Consider the following 19,629-nt stretch of genomic DNA (forward strand, 5'->3'; position numbering starts at 1 on the left):
CCCCAACCATGATGTCGCTAACTTTTCTGCGACCAACACCTTCACGTAAAATTTCCTCCAAAATATTTCCCCGAAGCCAGTCAAATACTCTATAATAATGCCTTCCGTTGCCCACGTGGCGGAATTGGTAGACGCGCATGGTTCAGGTCCATGTGTCTTCGGATGTGGGGGTTCGAGTCCCTCCGTGGGCACCACAAATTTGAGAGCCCGCTGATGAAAATCAGCGGGCTTTTTCAATTTCACATTTACTTCCCTCATTTGCGCAAACTGCGTCATATCCGCATTATCCAAATCAAGCAATGTCTGGCGGTGGCAAACAAGTCCTGGCCTTCCGTGAAGCACAAGACATATCGCAATAAAGTGCCGAATAATCGCATAGCGTAGCTATCAAAAAAAACGGAAGCAGATCGCTTCCGTTTTCATGACTGTCAATTAAGCTGCGCCCTTTTTCAACCAGGCATTCAACTGATGCGGCCTGATGCTATCGTACTCTTCAAAAGGCTGATGTATCCAGGGATTGTTCGCCAGGAAGTCCAGGCAATAGTCCGGTGCAATAGAGGAACATGCCTTATGCCAGATTACCGCTGATTTTACTTCTGTCACGGCCGGGAAATTCTCGCGCAGATGTACCAGCACTTTTTCCAGCGTCACACCAGAATCAACCAGGTCATCCACCACCAGCACTTTGCCTTGCAACGCTCCTTTGGTCATGGAAATATACTTCCCTATGTCCAGCGAACCTTGCACTGTGCCCGACTCTTCACGATATGAACTGGTCGACAAAATCGCCAGCGGCACATCAAAAATTCTGGAGAAAATATCACCAGGACGCAAGCCGCCACGGGCAAGACACAAAACTTGATCAAACTTCCAGCCAGACTCATGCACTTTCAGTGCAAGCTGCTCGATGGAACGATGATAGGCTTCCCATGAAACCCATAAGTCCTTGTCTGTAGATGCAGGCATATTCATATTTTTATTTTTCCTTCTTAGATAAACGGGTGCCTTAACACGATGGTTTCTTCGCGATCTGGTCCGGTAGAGACCATATCGACAGGAACACCAACCAGTTCCTGAATACGCATGATGTAATTGCGGGCATTGACTGGCAGAGCATCCATGCTTTGCGCACCAACCGTAGTCTCAGACCAGCCTGGCATTTCTTCATAAATAGCTTCGCAGCGTGCCGCTTCTTCAGCGCCAACCGGGAAGATATCGACGACTTTGCCATCGATTTTGTAACCGGTACACAGCTTCAATGTTTCCAGGCCATCCAGCACATCAAGCTTGGTCAGGCACATGCCTGATACACCATTGATTTGCACAGAACGTTTCAACAAGGCTGCATCAAACCAGCCACAACGACGGGCACGACCAGTGACCGTACCAAACTCATGACCAACGCTGGCCAGGTGCTTGCCTACGCCTGCATCTGTTGGCAATTCAGATGGGAATGGACCAGAGCCTACACGTGTGGTGTACGCCTTGGTAATGCCCAAAATGTAATGCAACATGTTAGGACCAACACCAGAACCGGCCGCGGCATTGCCAGCCACGCAATTGCTGGATGTTACGAAAGGATAAGTGCCATGATCGACGTCCAGCAAGCTACCTTGCGCGCCTTCAAACAAGAGGCTGGCACCGGCTTTATGCGCTGCATACAAAGCACTGGAAACGTCAGCCACCATAGGACGGATACGCGGCACATTGGCCAGGGTATCATCCAGTGTTTTCTGGAATTCGACTGCTGGTGCCTTGAGGTAATTGGTCAACACAAAATTGTGGTAGTCCAGATTTTCACGCAGCTTTTCAGCGAATCGTTCTTCATTAAGCAAATCAGCTACACGGATTGCGCGACGGGCAACCTTGTCTTCATAAGCCGGACCTATACCTTTGCCAGTAGTGCCAATCTTGGCAGCACCGCGGGCGATTTCACGGGCAGCATCGAGTGCTGTGTGATACGGCAGAATGACCGGGCAAGCTTCTGAAATCTTGAGACGAGAAGCGACTTCGACGCCATTTGCCTGCAGCTTGTCGATTTCGCGCAAGAGATCAGGTACGGACAAGACCACGCCATTACCGATATAGCAAGCCGTACCAGCGCGCATGATGCCTGAAGGGATCAGTTGCAAGGCTGTCTTTTGACCGCCAATAACCAGAGTATGACCGGCATTATGACCACCTTGAAAGCGTACAACGCCCTGGGCGTGGTCCGTCAACCAGTCAACAATCTTTCCTTTGCCTTCATCGCCCCACTGGGTACCGATTACAACAACGTTTTTTGCAATTTTAGTTTGTGTCATCACTCAACCTACATTTTGAAGAATCCATTTACCAGCATCGAAAATGAGTGCGCGATTGCAGTCAAATTCGTCTTGTTCGTCCTCGTGCCCTGGCAAGCTTTGAATCACGATTTCACCCTCGCCACGCAATGCAGCAATTTTTTCGCGCAATGCCGGATCACTACCCCAGGGAGCACGGATCGCCCCCTTTCTCTCTGCCGTTGGCAACAGACGTGCCAATTCGCGCAAATCCAGGGAAAAACCTGTCGCCGGACGCGAACGCCCAAACGCCTCACCAACATGATCATAGCGTCCGCCACGTGCAACCGCATTTGGCAAACCAGGAACAAATACATTGAACATCACCCCACTATGATAGTGGTAGCCGCGCAAATCTGCGAGGTCTATCGTGACATGAGCCGTACCCGTCAAACTCACCAGATGCTCAAGCTCATCCAGTGCTGTTTGTATACCTGCGAAGGCAGGCAAGACAGAACGTGCTTTTTGAATAACAGAAATATCGCCGTACAGACCAGGCAAGGCCATGAGCGCAGCACGTACTTCAGGCGAAAAATCCTGACTGAGTTTGTCTATGCTGGGCAGGTCTTTCGCCTCCAGCAAGGCATACAGGGTATTCTCCTGGGCTTTTGCCAAAGGGTCGACAGCCAGCAGGGCCCGCAACACACCAACGTGACAAAGATCCAGCCGCACATCTGCCACATGTACCAAAGCCATGCATGCCAACACCAGCTCCTGGATTTCAGCATCCGCTTCCAGACCAGCATGCCCATAGATCTCAGCCCCAATTTGCAAAGGCTCACGGGTCGCATGCAAACCGGATGGCTTGGTATGCAAGACACTGCCGGCATAGCAAAGACGGGTAACTGTATGGCGATTAAGCAAATGCGCATCAATACGGGCAACCTGGGTAGTCATATCAGCACGCAAGCCCATGGTGCGGCCCGACAGTTGATCCACCAGTTTAAAAGTACGCAAATCCATGTCCTGACCAGCACCAGACAACAGGGACTCTATATATTCCAGCATGGGGGGCATGACCAGCTCGTAGCCATACAATCTGAAATTGTCCAGCAGCACACGACGCAACTCTTCTATCTTGCGCGCCTCAGACGGCAAGATGTCAGCAATATTTTCAGGTAAAAGCCAATTCGGCATGAAGAACAATCAAAAAAAACAAGAAATTAGTTTAGTCTATCCGACAAACAGCGATCTGCACAAAAATTGTGCAGATCGCTGTTTGTCACTACTATCACTAGATAGAGTGGAGTATTACTATTATTTGGTCTTTACTGCAGGGGTATTACCACCGACTGTAGACGGGCCCTTAAAATATTTAAAGAACTCTGAATTAGGGTCTACCACCAAAACATCATTTTTAGTCTTGAAGGAAGCAGTATACGCTTCCAGGCTACGGTAGAACTTATAAAATTCAGGATTTTGACTAAAAGCCTGCGCATAGATTTGCGATGCCTCAGCATCACCTGCCCCACGTAACTTTTGTGCTTCACGATTAGCTTCAGCCATAATCACCAATCTTTGCTTGTCAGCATCTGCACTGATCTCTACCTTTTCTGCATTGCCTGTAGAGCGCAAACCATTTGCTTCGCGATTACGCTCCGCCTTCATACGCTCATAAACCGAATTATTGGTCAGCTCAGCATAATCAACACGTTTGAGGCGGACATCAACAATTTCCACACCGATATGCTTGGTTTCGTCCGATACCTTCTTCTTGATCGCGTCCATGACCTTGCCGCGCTGTGTAGAAATCACTTCACCTACTTTGCGCTTGGTGATTTCATCATTCAAGGCAGATTTGATGATTTGCGACATTCTATCCTGCGCCCTGCGCTCTTCGCCATTAAAACTGACAAAGTACAGACGCGGATCCCTGATGCGCCATTTGACGTAAGAATCAACCAAAATGTTCTTCTTTTCAGAAGTCACAAAACGGTCAGCCGAATTAGTATCTATGGTCAAAATACGTTTATCTAAAAACAAAACATTTTGAAATGGTGGCGGCAATTTGAAATGCAAGCCAGGTTCGCTGATGACGGATTTGACTTCCCCCAATGCAAACACGATGGCATGAGAGCGCTGGTCAACTATAAAAATAGTCGAGTAAGCCAGCAAAATTGCAGCGCATATGGCGATGATGAAAGTGCCTATCTTATTCATTATCGACCCTCCCTTTCACGCACGTCACGATTATCTTTTGATCTTCCATCCTTGCCATAACGCATTTCCACAGTTGGAATCTGATCCGGTGCAGCCACAACAGTAGGAGCTACCGTAGCGGCTGGCTTGCCTGCACTTTGATCAGTCTGATTAATCAATTTATCCAAGGGTAAATAAATCATATTATTGCCAGACTTACTGTCCACCATGACTTTGGTCGTGCTGGAAAATATCTGCTGCATCGCTTCCAGATACAACCTATCGCGTGTAATTGCTGGTGCTTTTTGGTACTCAGCCAGGACTTGCTGGAAACGTGAGGCATTACCCTGTGCAGTAGCAACCACACTGGCTTTATAGCCTTCCGCTTCCTTGATCATGACCGACGCTTCGCCACGTGCCCTGGGAATTACATCGTTGGCATAGGCTATACCCTCGTTCTTCAGTCGCTCTTTATCCTGCTTAGCCTTTTGCGCTTCTTCAAAAACCGCCTGGACTTGCTCCGGGGCTTGAACATTTTGCATGGTCACTTGCGCAATCTGCACACCTGAACTATAGGCATCCAGAATTTTTTGCATGCCAGCATTCACGTCCAGCGCTATCTTTTCACGCCCTACATACAACACAGAATCCATCGTGCTTTTGCCGACGATCTCACGCACAACTGTTTCAGCGACCTGGCGTATCATTTCTTCCTGATCGCGATTGTTATACAACCAGTCAGCAGCATTATTTAATTTATATTGAACAGCAAACTGGATGTCGACGATATTTTCATCATCGGTCAACATCAGGGAATCACGTTCCTTGGAGCCTTTTTTGTAGCCTATCTCTACGGTCCTGACTTGAGACAAATTCACTATCTCATGTCCTTGCACTGGGTATGGCCAACGCCAGTTCAAACCTGCCGAGGTCTGGTGACTGAATTTGCCAAACGTAGTAATCACCGCAGTCTGGCCTTCTTGCACAATGAAGAAACCAGTTGATAACCAGATCAGGGCGATGATGGCAATGATCAGCGATGCACCTATCCTGGCACTGGAAGAATCGGGTGAAAAACCGCCGCCATTATCGCCGTTACCGTTTTGCCCCAGCAAACGACCAAGTTTTTGAACAAAATCTTTCCACAACTGATCAAGATCAGGCGGGCCTTCAGGAGGTTTTTTATTATCGGGTTTATTATTATTTTGGTTATTATTTTGCGAACCACGTCCCCATTGTGGATCATTGATGGACATGGCCAAACCAAATTTTTTGAGAAGTGAAACAAGCATTCTGTCGCTATCCAATGAATAGTGGGTTGGACTACTGAAGATCAAAGCGGGCATCAATCGCTTCCGGTATTGCCGCTTGCGCAATACCAGCCGATTTTGCCAATGCGAATTCTGCTATGGAATCGCGCAACAAACCTATACCAGCTCCGGTACGAGCGCTCAAAAAAACCCTTTGGATTTTATCACACTCATCCACCTCGACCGAAGGATCCAAGCCTGCCAGGTCTATCTTATTCCACACCAGGAGCTGTGGAATATGATCTGCCCCAATTTCTTTTAATACATGATTGACTTGCTGAATCTGATCAAAGCGCACCGGACTATTCGCATCCACCACATGCAAAAGCAGATCTGCATGTATGGTTTCTTCGAGGGTTGCCCGGAACGCAGCAACCAGTTGATGCGGCAACTCGCGAATAAAACCTACCGTATCCGAGATCACTACATTACCCGCATCACCCAGATACAAACGGCGCGACGTGGTATCCAGCGTAGCAAACAATTGATCGGCAGCATATGCACCTGCCTTGGTCAAAGTATTAAATAAACTGGATTTACCAGCATTTGTATAACCAACCAGAGACACTGACAAAGTATTGCTACGGCCACGAGAGCGCCTTTGGGTTTCTCGCTGTTTGTGCAATTTCTCCAGTTTTTGCTTGAGCATTTTTACGCGCTCACCCAACAAACGACGATCGGTTTCCAACTGTGTCTCACCCGGACCGCGCAAGCCTATGCCGCCCTTTTGTCTTTCCAAGTGCGTCCAGCCACGTATCAGGCGTGTTGCCAGATGTTGCAATTGAGCCAGTTCAACCTGGACCTTACCCTCATGACTGTGCGCCCGCTGGGCAAAAATATCCAATATCAAACTGGTTCTATCAACCACCCTGACTTTTAAATGGCGCTCAAGATTTCTTTGCTGCGCTGGAGAAAGTGCATGGTTAAATATGACAATTTCCAGCGCATCATCTGTTACCGCATGTGCAATCTCATCCGCCTTGCCGCTACCCACAAAAAAGGCGGCATCAGGACTGGATCGCTTACAGGTGATGGTTGTAACAGGCTCTGCTCCCGCAGATTGCGAGAGCAAAGATAATTCTTCCAGACTAGCGGCAAAGTCGTCCTTGCCGAAATCAACACCGACCAAAGCGGCGCGCATAGACGACTTCTTTAATTCAGCACTCAAAAATTACTCAGCCTCAGTCTCAGTGTTAATGCTTACTGCACGTGCTGGAACGACAGTGGAAATTGCATGCTTATATACCATTTGTGTCACAGTATTACGCAGCAAAACCACATATTGATCAAAAGATTCAATATGTCCTTGTAACTTGATGCCGTTAACCAGATAAATCGATACAGGAATATGTTCTTTACGCAATGCGTTCAGAAATGGGTCTTGTAATAATTGCCCTTTATTGCTCATAACAGCTCCATTGTGTTGTTGTGATTAGGAGTTGGGGACTACTTATCAAAATACAAGTATTCCCAGAAGTTGATTACGAAGTAATGTAATCTATTTTTACTTTAATTGCATATCTCTTGCTTAAATTTCACTACAAAAGGAAATGAACTATTTATTTTTTTACATTTTGATACTTGCTTGCGCACTTACTTGGATGACTTATCAAAAGGATTCTTGCCGGAACGCATCTCTATTCTCAGAGGAGTTCCTGTCAGCGAGAAAGTCTCACGGAAATGTTTTTCCAGATACCGCTTGTAGACATCACCCACTGCCTCCAGCGCATTACCATGGATAACAATAATAGGTGGATTTTGTCCACCTTGGTGGGCATAGCGCAGCTTGGGACGTATTGAACCCTTGCGCTTGGGTTGCTGATGTTCCACAGCCTCAATCAAAGCACGCGTCAGTTTTGGTGTCGACAAATTGACCATGGCTGCAGCATAAGCCGCATCGATGGATTTCATCAAAGGAGCAATACCGGTAGATTTTAGTGCCGAGATGAAATGGAATTTGGCGAAAGTCAGGAAATTCAGCTTGCGTTCTATATCCAGCTTGATTTCATCACGCCTGTCGCTTTGCAAGCCATCCCATTTATTCACACCAACCACGAGAGCGCGGCCAGATTCCAGAATAAAGCCGGCAATATGCGCATCTTGCTCAGAAATATCTTGCTGGGCATCCAGCAATAGCAGCACAACATTTGCTTCAGAGACTGACTGCAAGGTTTTAACTACGGAAAATTTTTCAATTGCCTCAAATACCTTGCCGCGACGACGGATACCCGCTGTATCAATCAGGGAATAATGTACGCCATCGCGCTCAAACGGTATTTCTATGGAATCGCGGGTAGTACCAGGCATGTCAAAGGCAATCACCCTTTCTTCACCCAGCAAGGTATTCACTAAAGTCGATTTGCCGACGTTAGGACGGCCAACAATGGCAATCTTGATACCACGAACATTCGGCTCTGGCTCTTCAGTTTCTGGGGGACGTTGGGCGAAGGCAATGTCGACCATTTCTTCCACCAGATCGGCCACACCATCGCCGTGAGCCGCAGAGATCACATAGGGATCACCCAGGCCCAGCTCGTAAAAATCCGCCGTGACTGAGGTGTACTTCATACCCTCAGCCTTGTTGACGACCAGCATGACGGAACGACCTGATTTACGCAGGAAGTCTGTGATGGTCTTGTCATGGGGTGTCAGGCCTTGACGACCATCGACGATAAATACAACAACATCTGCCTCAGCCACAGCCTGCTTGGTCTGTTTGGCCATTTCATGCATGATGCCTTCTTTGGCAACGGGCTCAAAACCACCCGTATCAATCACCAGAAAAGGACGTTCACCAACACGGCCTTCGCCGTAATGCCTGTCCCTGGTCAAGCCAGGTAAATCTGCGACCAAAGCATCGCGTGAACGAGTGAGCCGATTGAACAGCGTGGATTTGCCGACGTTAGGTCGGCCTATAAGTGCGATAACCGGCTTCATTATTATTACTCGGTTGCAAGAGCAACCACTGATCCTGATTTTGTTTGAACGATCAGTTTAGCATTGACCACCAAAGGCGCTGCTAAAATCTGACTACCATCGGTAGTAATACGTCCTATGAAAGAACCATCTTCCCTGGAAAGGAAGTGGACATAACCTGCGAAATCACCAACCGCTACCGCGCGGTCGTATGAAACTGGTGCGGAAAGACGACGATAACTGAGTTTATCATTACGCCAGGCACTGGCACCGCCATTACGGGCATAAGCATTGACTGCTCCTGCTACGTCAGCGGCAAAAACAAAACGCTCATCCACGCTGACACCAACTTCACTGGACAAAGCCTTACCCCAACGCAATGCGCCTGTGCTGACATCAAAGCAAGCTACCCTGCCCTGATAGGAACTGGCACAAATATCGCCGCCCATGATCACTGGTGCACCAGAAACATCGGCAACACGCTCCAGCTCAGTCGCGCCTTTAGGTTCGCCGACTGTCGCTTCCCAGCGCAAACCACCATTATTTAATGCCAGGGCAGACATACGACCGCCAGGCAAGGCCACAATCGCTTGCTGCTCAGTCATGACGATGCCTGGTGCCAAACGCAAAGTCAAAGGTGGCAATGGGCGTTCCACCGACCATTTGCGTTCGCCAGTCGTCAAATCGTAAGCACTGACCTTATTGTCTATACTGCGCACGACGACCAGGCCCTGGCCTACTGCAGGCGCAGACAAAATTTCATTTGTACTTTGCGCTTTCCAGCGCAGCTTGCCATCCAGATCAAAAGCCAGAACCTGGCCTTTTTCACCTGCAACGACAACCGATGTAGCATCCACGCCAACACCGGCAGTCAGACGCGAGCCAGCATTGATACGCCAGACTACACGACCAGTTGCCACTTCTATGCGTGCCAGCGTGCCATCGGCAGCAGCAACATACACATTTTGCGCATAGGCAGCAGGTGAAAATGCATAATTACCAGCAGTACCAATTGCCACAGTCCAGCTGGCCTTGATCGCCATTGTTGTCTTGACTTCAGTCAATACCGCAGGCTGGGTTTTTGTATCCGCTTTTGAAGAAAAAGGGTTCAGTGACGACAATGAAGAACAAGCAGTCAAAGCCATAAAAGCAGATGACACAACGAGCAGCTTGGCAGAAAATTGCATAGATGATTCCCCTTATTTACTGACAACTTTAGTATCTGCCGCACCACCGATCACATCCAGCTTCATTTGCAAAGCCTGGCGACCTGGACTTTTTTCCAGCATCTTTTCCAAAGCTGCCTTATAAGCTGTACGTGCATCTTCGATCTTGTTCTGGGCAACATAAATATCGCCCTTGGCATCAAGCACATCTGCTTCAAATTGCGCAGGGAAAGTGCCAGTCAATTGCTTCAGACCATCTTCGTAGGCTTTTTCATCCAGCGCTATGCTGGCCAGACGTATTTTTGCCAGCGCAGTATATTCTTCTGCCTTGGCAGTATCGACCACCCATTGCAACTGGGCTTTAGCTGCCTTGAGATCATTGGCATCAAATGCACTCTTGGCTGCCAGCAAGGCAACCATGGGTGCATATGAAGTACCTGCAAACTTGCTCTTCAATTCATCAGCCTTGGCCTGCACCTTGACGTTATCTTTGGTCGCAACAAATTTATTGGCTTCTTCATACAACTGCGAAGCCTGCACTGATTGCGTTGTTTGACGCGCCGTCCAGACTGTCCAGCCAGCATAAGCGGCCAGGATGATGATCAAACCCCAGGTTGCCAGATTGCCGTATTTTTTCCAGATAGCCTTGAGGTTATCTAACTGCTCTTGTTCTTCTAAATCGTATGCCATAGCGTCTTCGCTTATCTATGTTATCTATGTTATTTATGTTATTAATATTACTAATAGGATCAATACGGATTAATGATGTACATGGTGATGATTAGGATCATCACAGCAATCCGCATCTGCACTACCGGCGATTTGGTCAACCAGATAGTCTACTGCCGTATCAAAAGGTACGTTAACCTGATTGTTTTCAGCATCACCCGCACGCAACTCTTTGATACTGACCGTATTATTGTTTGCCTCATCTTCGCCTATGATGACTGCATAGGCAGCACCACTGCCATCAGCTTTCTTCATTTGTGACTTGAAGCTACCCACACCATTAGCAGTTGCGCAATGTAACACAACATCCAGGCCAGCATCACGCAAACGCTCACTTAATACCATGGCTTGCATTTGGCCTTCAGCACCCTGGTGGACGAGATACACGTCGCACATCGCAGGCTGATGCACATCGCCATTGGCTTTCATTAATTCCAGCAAACGCTCTATGCCCATGGCAAAACCACAGGCAGGTGTTGGCTTGCCGCCGAAAATACCAAACAAGGCATCATAACGACCACCAGCGCACACTGTACCCTGGGAACCCAGGTCATCAGTCACCCATTCAAACACGGTGCGATTATAGTAATCAAGTCCACGCACCAGACGTGAGTTAATGGTGAATGGAATGCTGTTGTGACGCAAAATCTTTTGCACACCCTCAAAGTGCGCCAGAGATTCCGCTCCCAGGTAATCCAGCAGTTTAGGTGCCGCATTGACCATCTCTTGCATGGCTGGATTTTTGGTATCCAGAATACGCAGAGGATTGGTCAACAGACGTCTTTTCGCCTCAGCATCGAGGATGTCCTGATGCTGTTCGAAATACGCGATCAACGCAGCCTTATGTTGATTTCTTTCTTCTGCATCGCCTATGGAATTCAATTCCAGGCGCACATTCTGCAGACCCAGGTCATCCCAGAAACGCTGGCACATCATGATCAGTTCCGCATCTATATCGGGACCAGTAAACCCCAATGCTTCTGCACCGACCTGATGGAATTGACGATAGCGGCCACGTTGTGGCTTTTCATGGCGGAACATGGGGCCTGTGTACCACAAGCGCCTTGGACCATCATAAACAAGATTGTGTTCAATCGCCGAACGCACCACACCAGCCGTGCCTTCAGGACGCAAGGTCAGCTTATCGCCATTCATGGAGTCTTCGAAAGAATACATTTCCTTTTCGACGACATCCGTCACCTCACCCAGGCCACGCGCAAACAGATTGGTAGATTCAACGATAGGCGTGCGGACTTGCTGAAAACCATAACTCTTCAATACGGACTGCACCGTATTTTCAAACAATTCCCAGAGTGGGGCGTCATCCGGCAAAAGGTCATTCATCCCTTTCACACCGGCGATTTTTTCTGCTTTTTTAATTTCCGACATACTTGCGATCTGATTTAATTATTTATTACCCATGCACTGGGGCATAGTGACTCTTGACATATTCCAGTACGATATCCTGAAACTCTTCTGCAATACGATCACCACGCAAGGTGACAGCCTTGGCGCCATCGATAAAAACAGGTGCTGATGGCGACTCACCCGTGCCAGGTAAGCTGATACCAATATTGGCATGCTTGGATTCGCCAGGGCCATTCACGATGCAACCCATGACGGCGACATTCATATTCTCGACACCTGGATATTCGGTTTTCCATACCGGCATCTGATTACGCAGAAAACTTTGTATATCATCAGCCAATTCCTGGAATACGGTAGAAGTAGTCCTGCCGCAACCCGGGCAAGCGATAACCATGGGTGTAAATTTCCGCAAGCCCATGGTTTGTAAAATCTCTTGTCCAACAATAACTTCCCGGCAGCGATCGCCACCCGGTTCTGGCGTCAGGGAAATGCGTATGGTGTCGCCTATACCCTCTTGCATCAATACGGACAATGCTGCCGTTGAAGCGACGATGCCTTTACTACCCATGCCAGCCTCGGTCAGACCCAGATGCAAGGGATAATCGCAGCGTGCAGCCAGCTCACGATACACCGCGATCAAATCCTGCACACCTGACACTTTACAGGACAGGATAATCTTGTCACCCGCAAGCCCCAGCTCTTCAGCCTTTTGCGCACTTTCTATGGCCGATGTAATCAAAGCCTGGTACATGACCGCCTGCACACTCCAGGGTGTAGCACGCTTGGCATTGTCATCCATGATACGTGCCAGCAAAGCCTGATCCAGACTACCCCAGTTGACGCCTATGCGCACCGGCTTATCATAGCGGCACGCCATTTCTATCATCTGGGCGAATTGAGTATCGCGCTTGGCGCCCTGCCCTACATTGCCAGGGTTGATTCTGTACTTGGATAAAGCTTTGGCACACTCAGGAAAATCATTTAACAAGGTATGACCGTTATAATGAAAATCACCTACCAGCGGCACGTCGATATCCATACGGTCAAGTTGCTCACGTATCGCTGGCACTGCTGCTGCTGCCTCGGCATTATTGACCGTAATACGCACCAGCTCAGAACCTGCCCTTGCCAATTCCTTGATTTGTATTGCCGTGCCTATGACATCAGCAGTATCGGTATTCGTCATGGATTGCACAACGACAGGCGCACCACCACCAACGATGACTTCGCGATTACGATAAACCACCTTGGCAGAACGGGATGCACGTCTAAGCTGGGGACCAGAACCAATTTCTGATAAAAAATCCGTCATCTTTACTTCACATTCAAATTAATGACATTACTATCCTTGCCTGGTGCAATCCCCAGGGATTTGCCACGCAACCAGCCATCCACACCCGCGGCATTACCAACTCTGAGTTGCAATGCATCTTTCATGTCAAATACCTCTTCCGTACCTGCCTTGGCCAAATGAGATGTCACAACACTGCCATTTTCGCGCTTGACCTGTATCCAGGAGTCTTGCCTGAACTTCAATTTCAATTGATTATTACCTGCATCAACAACAGCTGGCGCAACAGTCACCAATGGTGTCGAATTAGTCGTAGCACTTGGTGTCGTATTTGTCGTCGCATTTATTACACTTGGCAATGCAACAGCAGCGCTGGATGTCGCCAACTCATCTTCATTCAACTTAGGCGGATTGACAACCGGCTCTTGAACCTCTGGCTTGCTGGCATTGATGGTTGCCAATACCGTTGGCACCGCAGGCGCAAGCGGTTTTTCAGTAGCAGAACTTGATGCTGGATCTGTATTTTCCTGCACTTTTTCCGGCACAGCCTCTGCCGCCTTCCTGGAAGCCTGCGCAGAAAACAAATTCTTGAAATAATCGTTTTGCTCCAGCTTTTGCACACCAACGAAAATCAGCGCGAACACCGCGAGCAAACCGGCACCAATCAGGTATTTTTTGTTGTTATTATCTTGCCGCCCCAGAAATGGCGTACGCGACTCCATGAACGGCGTTGCCAGAGTTGGGCGCAAATCAGCATCCAGCCCTGCCAACCCGGATTCAGCAGGCAGACATTTAATAATGGGATCAGGATCAAGCTTGAGCAATTTCGCATAGGAGCGCACAAAACCGCGCACGATCACCATTTTTGGCAAATCTTCGAACTGATTATTTTCAAGCGCGACAACTTGCCGCTGAGATAATTTGAGTTGATCAGCAACCTGTTGCAAACTCAGCCCCATTTGAATACGGGCAGTAGATAATTGTGAACCTGCTGTCTGCACTACAGACAACACAGTTTTGTTCTCAGGCACCTCCGAGGACAAGGGTTCAACAGGTAAATTCGCTCCCGCTTCACTCATCAAACACTCCACGTTGATACTGAGAAAATTCTTTAGAATTTGGATGGCGGCGGCGCAACTGGGTACCAAGACTATTCACCGCAGCCTCATCGCCGAGCTTTTTTTCTATCTTTATGGCCAGCCATAATACATCCGCAGCGAGAACATCAAACTTCAGGACACGGCTAATATAAAATTTTGCCTGACTATATTCACGACGATCATAAAGTACTTTTGCAAGATTGGCATTCACTGATGGATTACCAGGATTCGAACGCAAGCCTTGCATGAAATAATTCTCAGCAGCAACTGGATCTTTCATGCGCAAACTGCACAAACCTGCGGCATTCAATGCCTTGTCCAGTGAAGCATAATTCGGATCTTTGATGGCTTTATCCAAATAAACCAAGCCCTGCTTTTCGCGACCATTCAAACATAGAAACCAGCCATAATTGTTTCCTATTTCATTATTACCTGGCGCCAGTTTCAATGCATGCAAGAAATTATCTTCCGCTAGCTGTTTTTCACCCATATCCATGAAAATCAGTGCACGCAAACTGTAGGCATCGACCAAATCCGGCGTAATCAACAAAGCATTGCGAATTTCTTCCAAGGCAACCTTTTGCTGACCCTGCTGGTAATAGCCGACTGCCAGCTGCATACGTATGCCTGCGCGCTTTTGCGTATCCTGCTTTTCAGCAGAGATATTTTCCTCTGGCCTGTCACCTTCCAGGCGCCTGGATGCACATGCAGTCAAGCTTAATGCCAGCGTCAGCAGCAAGCCTCGCACAAAATATTGCCGCATTTGAGAAATTTTCACTGAGTGATCTCCACGATCTTGCCAAAATTTTCGCCAAACTTCTTTTGATATTCCGCCATTTTTTGCATGCGCTCTTGTACGCGTGTTCTGTCTTGCACTTCGCCAGCGAGTTGACCGCAAGCTGCATCGATATCATCGCCACGGGTTTTACGCGTAGTGGTCACCAAACCTGCATCCAGCAAAATCTGGGCAAAGGCCTTAATGCGTGGATTGGCCGAGCGCTTCAGACCAGATTCCGGGAAAGGATTAAAAGGAATCAGATTAAACTTGCACGGCACGTCACGCACCAACTCTATCAATTCCCGCGCATGCGCATCAGTGTCATTGACACCATCAAGCATGCAATATTCAAATGTCACGAAGTCGCGTGGCGCAAACTCCAGGTAACGCTTGCAAGCAGCCATCAACTCTTTTAGAGGATGCTTCTTGTTCAGCGGTATCAGGCTGTCACGCAAAGTATCATTCGATGCATGCAGGGACACTGCCAGTGCTACCGGGCACTCCTGTGACAGCTTATCTATCATGGGCACAACACCACTGGTAGACAGCGTCACGCGGCGACGCGACAAACCATAGGCATTATCATCGAGCATGAGACGCAAGGCAGTCACAGTTGGCTCAAAATTCAACAAAGGCTCACCCATACCCATCATGACCACATTGGTGATCTGACGTTCACCCTTGGGGCCAGGGGCAATCCCTTTGGTTTTACGCAATTCAAATTCTGCCATCCAGAGCTGGCCTATAATTTCGCCCACGCTCAGGTTGCGGTTAAAACCCTGCTTGCCAGTAGAACAAAAACGGCAATTCACCGCACAGCCAGCCTGTGTAGAAATACACAGGGTGCCGCGGTTTTCTTCAGGGATAAATACAGTTTCTACGGCATTACCCTGACCGACATCAACCAGCCATTTTCTGGTGCCATCTGTGGAAGTATGGTCACTGATCACGGAGGGAGCGGTAATCATCGCTCGCGTAGCAAGCTTCTCGCGCAGGGATTTCGCGAGGTCTGTCATTTCATCAAACGAACTGGCACCAAACTGGTGTATCCAGCGTTGCAATTGTTTTGCACGAAACGGCTTCTCACCCAAGTCACCGCAATATGCGACGAGCTGCGCTGGATCCAGATCCAATAAATTTGTGAGTACCGTCATGATCTTCTCTTTCACACCTCATACAGCACCAGACTGTATGAGGTGCATATCTTAATTCTTTATTCTGTTACATGCAGACAAAGTCTGAATTAACGGGAATAAACGTTCAACGCTGGGAAGTAGTAAGCGATTTCCACAGCAGCTGTTTCTGGAGCATCAGAACCATGAACAGCATTAGCATCGATAGAGTCAGCGAAATCAGCGCGAATTGTGCCTGCGTCTGCTTTCTTAGGATCTGTCGCGCCCATCAGGTCACGGTTTTTCAAAATTGCGCCTTCGCCTTCCAGAACCTGGATCATCACAGGACCGGAGATCATGAAATCAACCAGATCCTTGAAGAAAGGACGTGCGCTGTGAACAGCGTAGAAACCTTCAGCTTCAGCACGGGACAACTGCGCCATACGGGCAGCAACCACTTTCAGGCCAGCGCCTTCAAAGCGGCTGTAAATTTGACCGATGACGTTTTTTGCAACTGCATCAGGCTTAATAATAGACAATGTACGTTCGATAGCCATCTAAAAACTCCAATAAAAAGAAAGGGTTAAGAAAAAATTCGAGAATTCATCTAACCTTAGATTTTAACATGAAACCACAGCCTCAGATATGTCTTTCAAGAAATACAATTGGTCGCAGACTGGATCAATTTGAATTTTAGCATCTGAGATATGGCTTTCATTGCATACAGGGAAACATGGCGCATGCCGCACTCACAATATCCATGTTTGCCCGCACACAAAATCTAGATCAGATCAAAAACTGCCATGGATTCCACATGAGAGGTATGAGGGAACATATTGATGACACCCGCACTACTGAGACGGTATCCTGCCTGATTCACCAGCATGCCAGCATCCCGCGCCAGCGTGGATGGGCTACATGAGACATACACCAGGCGCTTTGGCTTCAATTCTGGTGCAATCTCACCCAGATCTATCAGCGCCTGGCAGACCGCCATGGCGCCATCGCGCGGCGGATCAATCAAGAAACGATCAAATTTGCCCAGCTTTACAAAGTCTTGCGCCGTTACTTCAAACAGATTGCGTGTACTAAATGATGTTTTATCGACCAAGCCATTATGCCTGGCATTTTCCAGGGCACGCTCAGTCAAAGTGTCGCTACCCTCTATACCCACCACCTCTTTTGCCAGAGTGGCAATAGGCAAGGTGAAATTACCCAGACCACAGAACAGGTCAGCAATACGCTCATCTTTTTGCACATCCAGCATGCGTAAGGCGCGCGCTACCAGGACACGATTGATATGGTGATTTACTTGCGTAAAATCAGTGGGCTTGAAAGGCATTTTTACGCCAAATTCTGGCAACAGATAATGCAACTCACTGTTCGCCGGGTAGTATGGCGTAGCGGTTTCTGGCCCCTTGGTCTGCAACCACCATTGCACCTGATATTGATCAGCAAATGCCTTTAACTTGACTTCATCATCACTGGTCAAAGGTGCCATGATACGCAAAACCATGGCAGTTACGCCCTCACCTATCGCCAATTCAATTTGCGGCAAAGCTTCAACTATAGACAAAGAGGCTACCAGCCCACGCAAAGGCATGAGCATGGCCGAGACATGTACTGGCAAGATGTCACAGGTTTCCATATTTGCGACATAACGTGACTTTTTCTCATGAAAACCTACCAGCACCGTGCCTTTTTTTATCACATGACGCACTGACAAACGGGCGCGATAGCGATATCCCCAGGTTGGGCCTATGATGGGGCGCAGCATGATTTCAGGCTTAACTTTACTGATATGCCAGAGATTGTCCTCCAGTACGCGTTGCTTTATCGCCACCTGTGCACTGGCATCCAGATGCTGCATGGAGCAGCCGCCACAAGTGCCAAAAAATTCACACTTAGGCTCCACCCTTTGTGAAGATTCGCGCACCAGGCTCATCATGGTTGCCGCTTCCCAGCTTACCTTCTTTTTGTAGGTACTGAATCCCACCAATTCACCCGGCAGCGCGCCATCAACAAAGACCACCTTACCCGTGGTGCCATCTTCATTTTGCAAATTACCGACGCCACGTGCGTCCATATCTAAAGAGCGGATTTCTATTGTATTCATGGAAATTGGCGGCGCGATACATGCCGCGCCAGAAGGAAGTGAGATTTAAAAGACGGAATTATAAGAGATGCGCGAACGCGCACCTCAAGAAATATGCGAAATCAGTGACTATCAGTTATTTAAAGCACAGAATCACGGCCGACACCGCGGGAGGCGAAGGAACGTTTGAGCTTAATCAAGGCCTCTTGCTGTATCTGACGGACACGCTCGCGTGTAATACCCATCTCATCCGCCAAGGTTTCCAGAGTCGCAGGATCATCATTATCCAGGCCAAAGCGCCGTACGATAACGATACGTTGCTTGTCCGGCAATTTTGACAGCCAATCCCTGACCAGTATCGTCATCTCATGCTGTTCAGCACGTATATCAGGCGCATCATCGCTATCACCTGGCAACATATCCATGAGGCTGGATTGCGGGTCATTATCCAGCGGTGTATCCAGCGAAGTGGCATGCTCAGACAAGGTCAGAATATCCTGCACCTCATCCACCGGTCTATCCACGAGTAGCGCGATATCTTCCAGCGCTGCGTCCCGACCATCACGTCTTTGTGATTCCAGGTGATACTTGGCACGCAAGATTTGATTCAATTCACGCACCATGTGCACAGGCAAGCGTATTGTCCTGGCCTGGTTCATGATGGCGCGTTCTATGCTTTGGCGTATCCACCAGGTTGCATAGGTAGAAAAACGAAAACCACGCTCAGGCTCAAACTTGTCTATGGCATGCATCAAGCCCAGATTGCCTTCCTCTATCATATCCAGTAGCGCCACACCGCGATTGATATAGTGTTTGGCAATCGAGACAACCAGACGCAGATTGTGCTCTATCATTTTTTGCCTGGCCGCAAAATCACCTTGCTTGGCCAGTGTGGCGTAGTGCAATTCCTCTGAAGAAGCAAACAGGGGACGCGTCCCTATCTGATTCAGATAATACTGGGTGGTATCGGTAGAGAGCTCAGCAGCCAATACATTTTTTAGCTCATCAATTGGTGCGACTATGAGGGCTGCCGGATCCTCCCCCTGCTCATCCTGTCCTTCTTGCGCCAGATCACCGACCTCATCCGTGGCATCTTCATGATCGGAAGACAAACGCGCATCTCCTTCAGACGCATCAGCAGACATATCCGACTCATCACTGGCGGCAGAATTTTCCAGCTTGTAGGTGCTTAAATTGTTGTGCATGATCTGAGCTTGGTTTACGAGTCCGGTAAGTTATTTCTGACTGAACAAATTGTTGTTGGAAATATCAATATTCATCTACCAATACTGCTTTTTCCTCTC

The 19,629-nt window shown here is 48.3% G+C and carries 18 protein-coding genes and 1 tRNA gene; 1 reads left to right on the top strand and 18 read right to left on the bottom strand.

Annotation, left to right across the window (positions count from 1 at the left end; translation table 11 throughout):
* Positions 1-109: 109 nt before the first annotated feature.
* Positions 110-194, top strand: a tRNA-Leu gene (locus ACO0LF_RS11765).
* Positions 195-432: 238 nt separating this feature from the next.
* Here the strand turns inward: ACO0LF_RS11765 and ACO0LF_RS11770 are convergent.
* From ACO0LF_RS11770 to rpoS, 18 genes are all read right to left on the bottom strand, one after another.
* Positions 433-966: a phosphoribosyltransferase gene (locus ACO0LF_RS11770; protein ID WP_423014668.1), complete on the bottom strand. Its 534-nt coding sequence runs from the start codon at positions 964-966 to the stop codon at positions 433-435.
* 23 nt (positions 967-989) lie between these two features.
* Positions 990-2,303 carry an adenylosuccinate synthase gene (locus tag ACO0LF_RS11775; protein ID WP_110253174.1) on the bottom strand — a complete coding sequence of 438 codons (1,314 nt, stop codon included), beginning with the start codon at positions 2,301-2,303 and terminating at the stop codon, positions 990-992.
* 3 nt (positions 2,304-2,306) lie between these two features.
* Positions 2,307-3,458, bottom strand: coding sequence for an ATP phosphoribosyltransferase regulatory subunit (locus ACO0LF_RS11780; protein WP_423014277.1), 1,152 nt, complete (start codon positions 3,456-3,458; stop codon positions 2,307-2,309).
* Between the two features lie 120 nt (positions 3,459-3,578).
* Entirely contained in the window at positions 3,579-4,481 is a 903-nt protein-coding gene (hflC, locus tag ACO0LF_RS11785; protein WP_423014278.1) for a protease modulator HflC, read from the bottom strand.
* Entirely contained in the window at positions 4,481-5,752 is a 1,272-nt protein-coding gene (gene hflK / locus ACO0LF_RS11790; RefSeq protein ID WP_423014279.1) for an FtsH protease activity modulator HflK, read from the bottom strand. Before hflK ends, hflC begins: the two co-directional genes overlap by 1 nt.
* 31 nt (positions 5,753-5,783) lie before the next feature.
* Positions 5,784-6,911: a GTPase HflX gene (gene hflX, locus ACO0LF_RS11795; protein WP_423014280.1), complete on the bottom strand. Its 1,128-nt coding sequence runs from the start codon at positions 6,909-6,911 to the stop codon at positions 5,784-5,786.
* 30 nt (positions 6,912-6,941) lie between these two features.
* On the bottom strand, positions 6,942-7,178 hold the full coding sequence (hfq, locus tag ACO0LF_RS11800) for an RNA chaperone Hfq (RefSeq protein WP_110253169.1): 237 nt from the start codon (positions 7,176-7,178) through the stop codon (positions 6,942-6,944).
* Positions 7,179-7,363: 185 nt separating this feature from the next.
* Complete coding sequence (gene der / locus ACO0LF_RS11805) at positions 7,364-8,707, bottom strand: ribosome biogenesis GTPase Der (RefSeq protein ID WP_423014281.1); 1,344 nt, start codon at positions 8,705-8,707, stop codon at positions 7,364-7,366.
* 5 nt (positions 8,708-8,712) lie between these two features.
* Complete coding sequence (bamB, locus tag ACO0LF_RS11810) at positions 8,713-9,873, bottom strand: outer membrane protein assembly factor BamB (protein WP_423014282.1); 1,161 nt, start codon at positions 9,871-9,873, stop codon at positions 8,713-8,715.
* A gap of 12 nt (positions 9,874-9,885) precedes the next feature.
* The gene (locus ACO0LF_RS11815) at positions 9,886-10,542 is read right to left on the bottom strand and encodes a YfgM family protein (RefSeq protein ID WP_423014283.1); all 657 of its coding nucleotides are present in this window, start codon (positions 10,540-10,542) and stop codon (positions 9,886-9,888) included.
* 69 nt (positions 10,543-10,611) lie between these two features.
* On the bottom strand, positions 10,612-11,970 hold the full coding sequence (gene hisS, locus ACO0LF_RS11820; RefSeq protein WP_423014284.1) for a histidine--tRNA ligase: 1,359 nt from the start codon (positions 11,968-11,970) through the stop codon (positions 10,612-10,614).
* A gap of 25 nt (positions 11,971-11,995) precedes the next feature.
* Positions 11,996-13,261, bottom strand: a complete 1,266-nt coding sequence (ispG, locus tag ACO0LF_RS11825) for a flavodoxin-dependent (E)-4-hydroxy-3-methylbut-2-enyl-diphosphate synthase (protein ID WP_423014285.1) — start codon at positions 13,259-13,261, stop codon at positions 11,996-11,998.
* A gap of 2 nt (positions 13,262-13,263) precedes the next feature.
* The gene (locus ACO0LF_RS11830; protein WP_423014286.1) at positions 13,264-14,319 is read right to left on the bottom strand and encodes a helix-turn-helix domain-containing protein; all 1,056 of its coding nucleotides are present in this window, start codon (positions 14,317-14,319) and stop codon (positions 13,264-13,266) included.
* Positions 14,312-15,103: a type IV pilus biogenesis/stability protein PilW gene (gene pilW, locus ACO0LF_RS11835; protein WP_423014670.1), complete on the bottom strand. Its 792-nt coding sequence runs from the start codon at positions 15,101-15,103 to the stop codon at positions 14,312-14,314. Before pilW ends, ACO0LF_RS11830 begins: the two co-directional genes overlap by 8 nt.
* Positions 15,104-15,114: 11 nt before the next feature.
* Positions 15,115-16,275, bottom strand: coding sequence for a 23S rRNA (adenine(2503)-C(2))-methyltransferase RlmN (gene rlmN, locus ACO0LF_RS11840; protein WP_423014672.1), 1,161 nt, complete (start codon positions 16,273-16,275; stop codon positions 15,115-15,117).
* Positions 16,276-16,361: 86 nt separating this feature from the next.
* Complete coding sequence (gene ndk, locus ACO0LF_RS11845; protein ID WP_110253161.1) at positions 16,362-16,787, bottom strand: nucleoside-diphosphate kinase; 426 nt, start codon at positions 16,785-16,787, stop codon at positions 16,362-16,364.
* Between the two features lie 224 nt (positions 16,788-17,011).
* The gene (gene rlmD / locus ACO0LF_RS11850) at positions 17,012-18,346 is read right to left on the bottom strand and encodes a 23S rRNA (uracil(1939)-C(5))-methyltransferase RlmD (RefSeq protein ID WP_423014287.1); all 1,335 of its coding nucleotides are present in this window, start codon (positions 18,344-18,346) and stop codon (positions 17,012-17,014) included.
* Between the two features lie 119 nt (positions 18,347-18,465).
* Complete coding sequence (gene rpoS, locus ACO0LF_RS11855) at positions 18,466-19,470, bottom strand: RNA polymerase sigma factor RpoS (protein WP_423014674.1); 1,005 nt, start codon at positions 19,468-19,470, stop codon at positions 18,466-18,468.
* Between the last annotated feature and the right edge of the window lie 159 nt (positions 19,471-19,629).

Source organism: Undibacterium sp. Di27W (genome assembly GCF_049340345.1).
Taxonomy (GTDB): domain Bacteria; phylum Pseudomonadota; class Gammaproteobacteria; order Burkholderiales; family Burkholderiaceae_D; genus Undibacterium.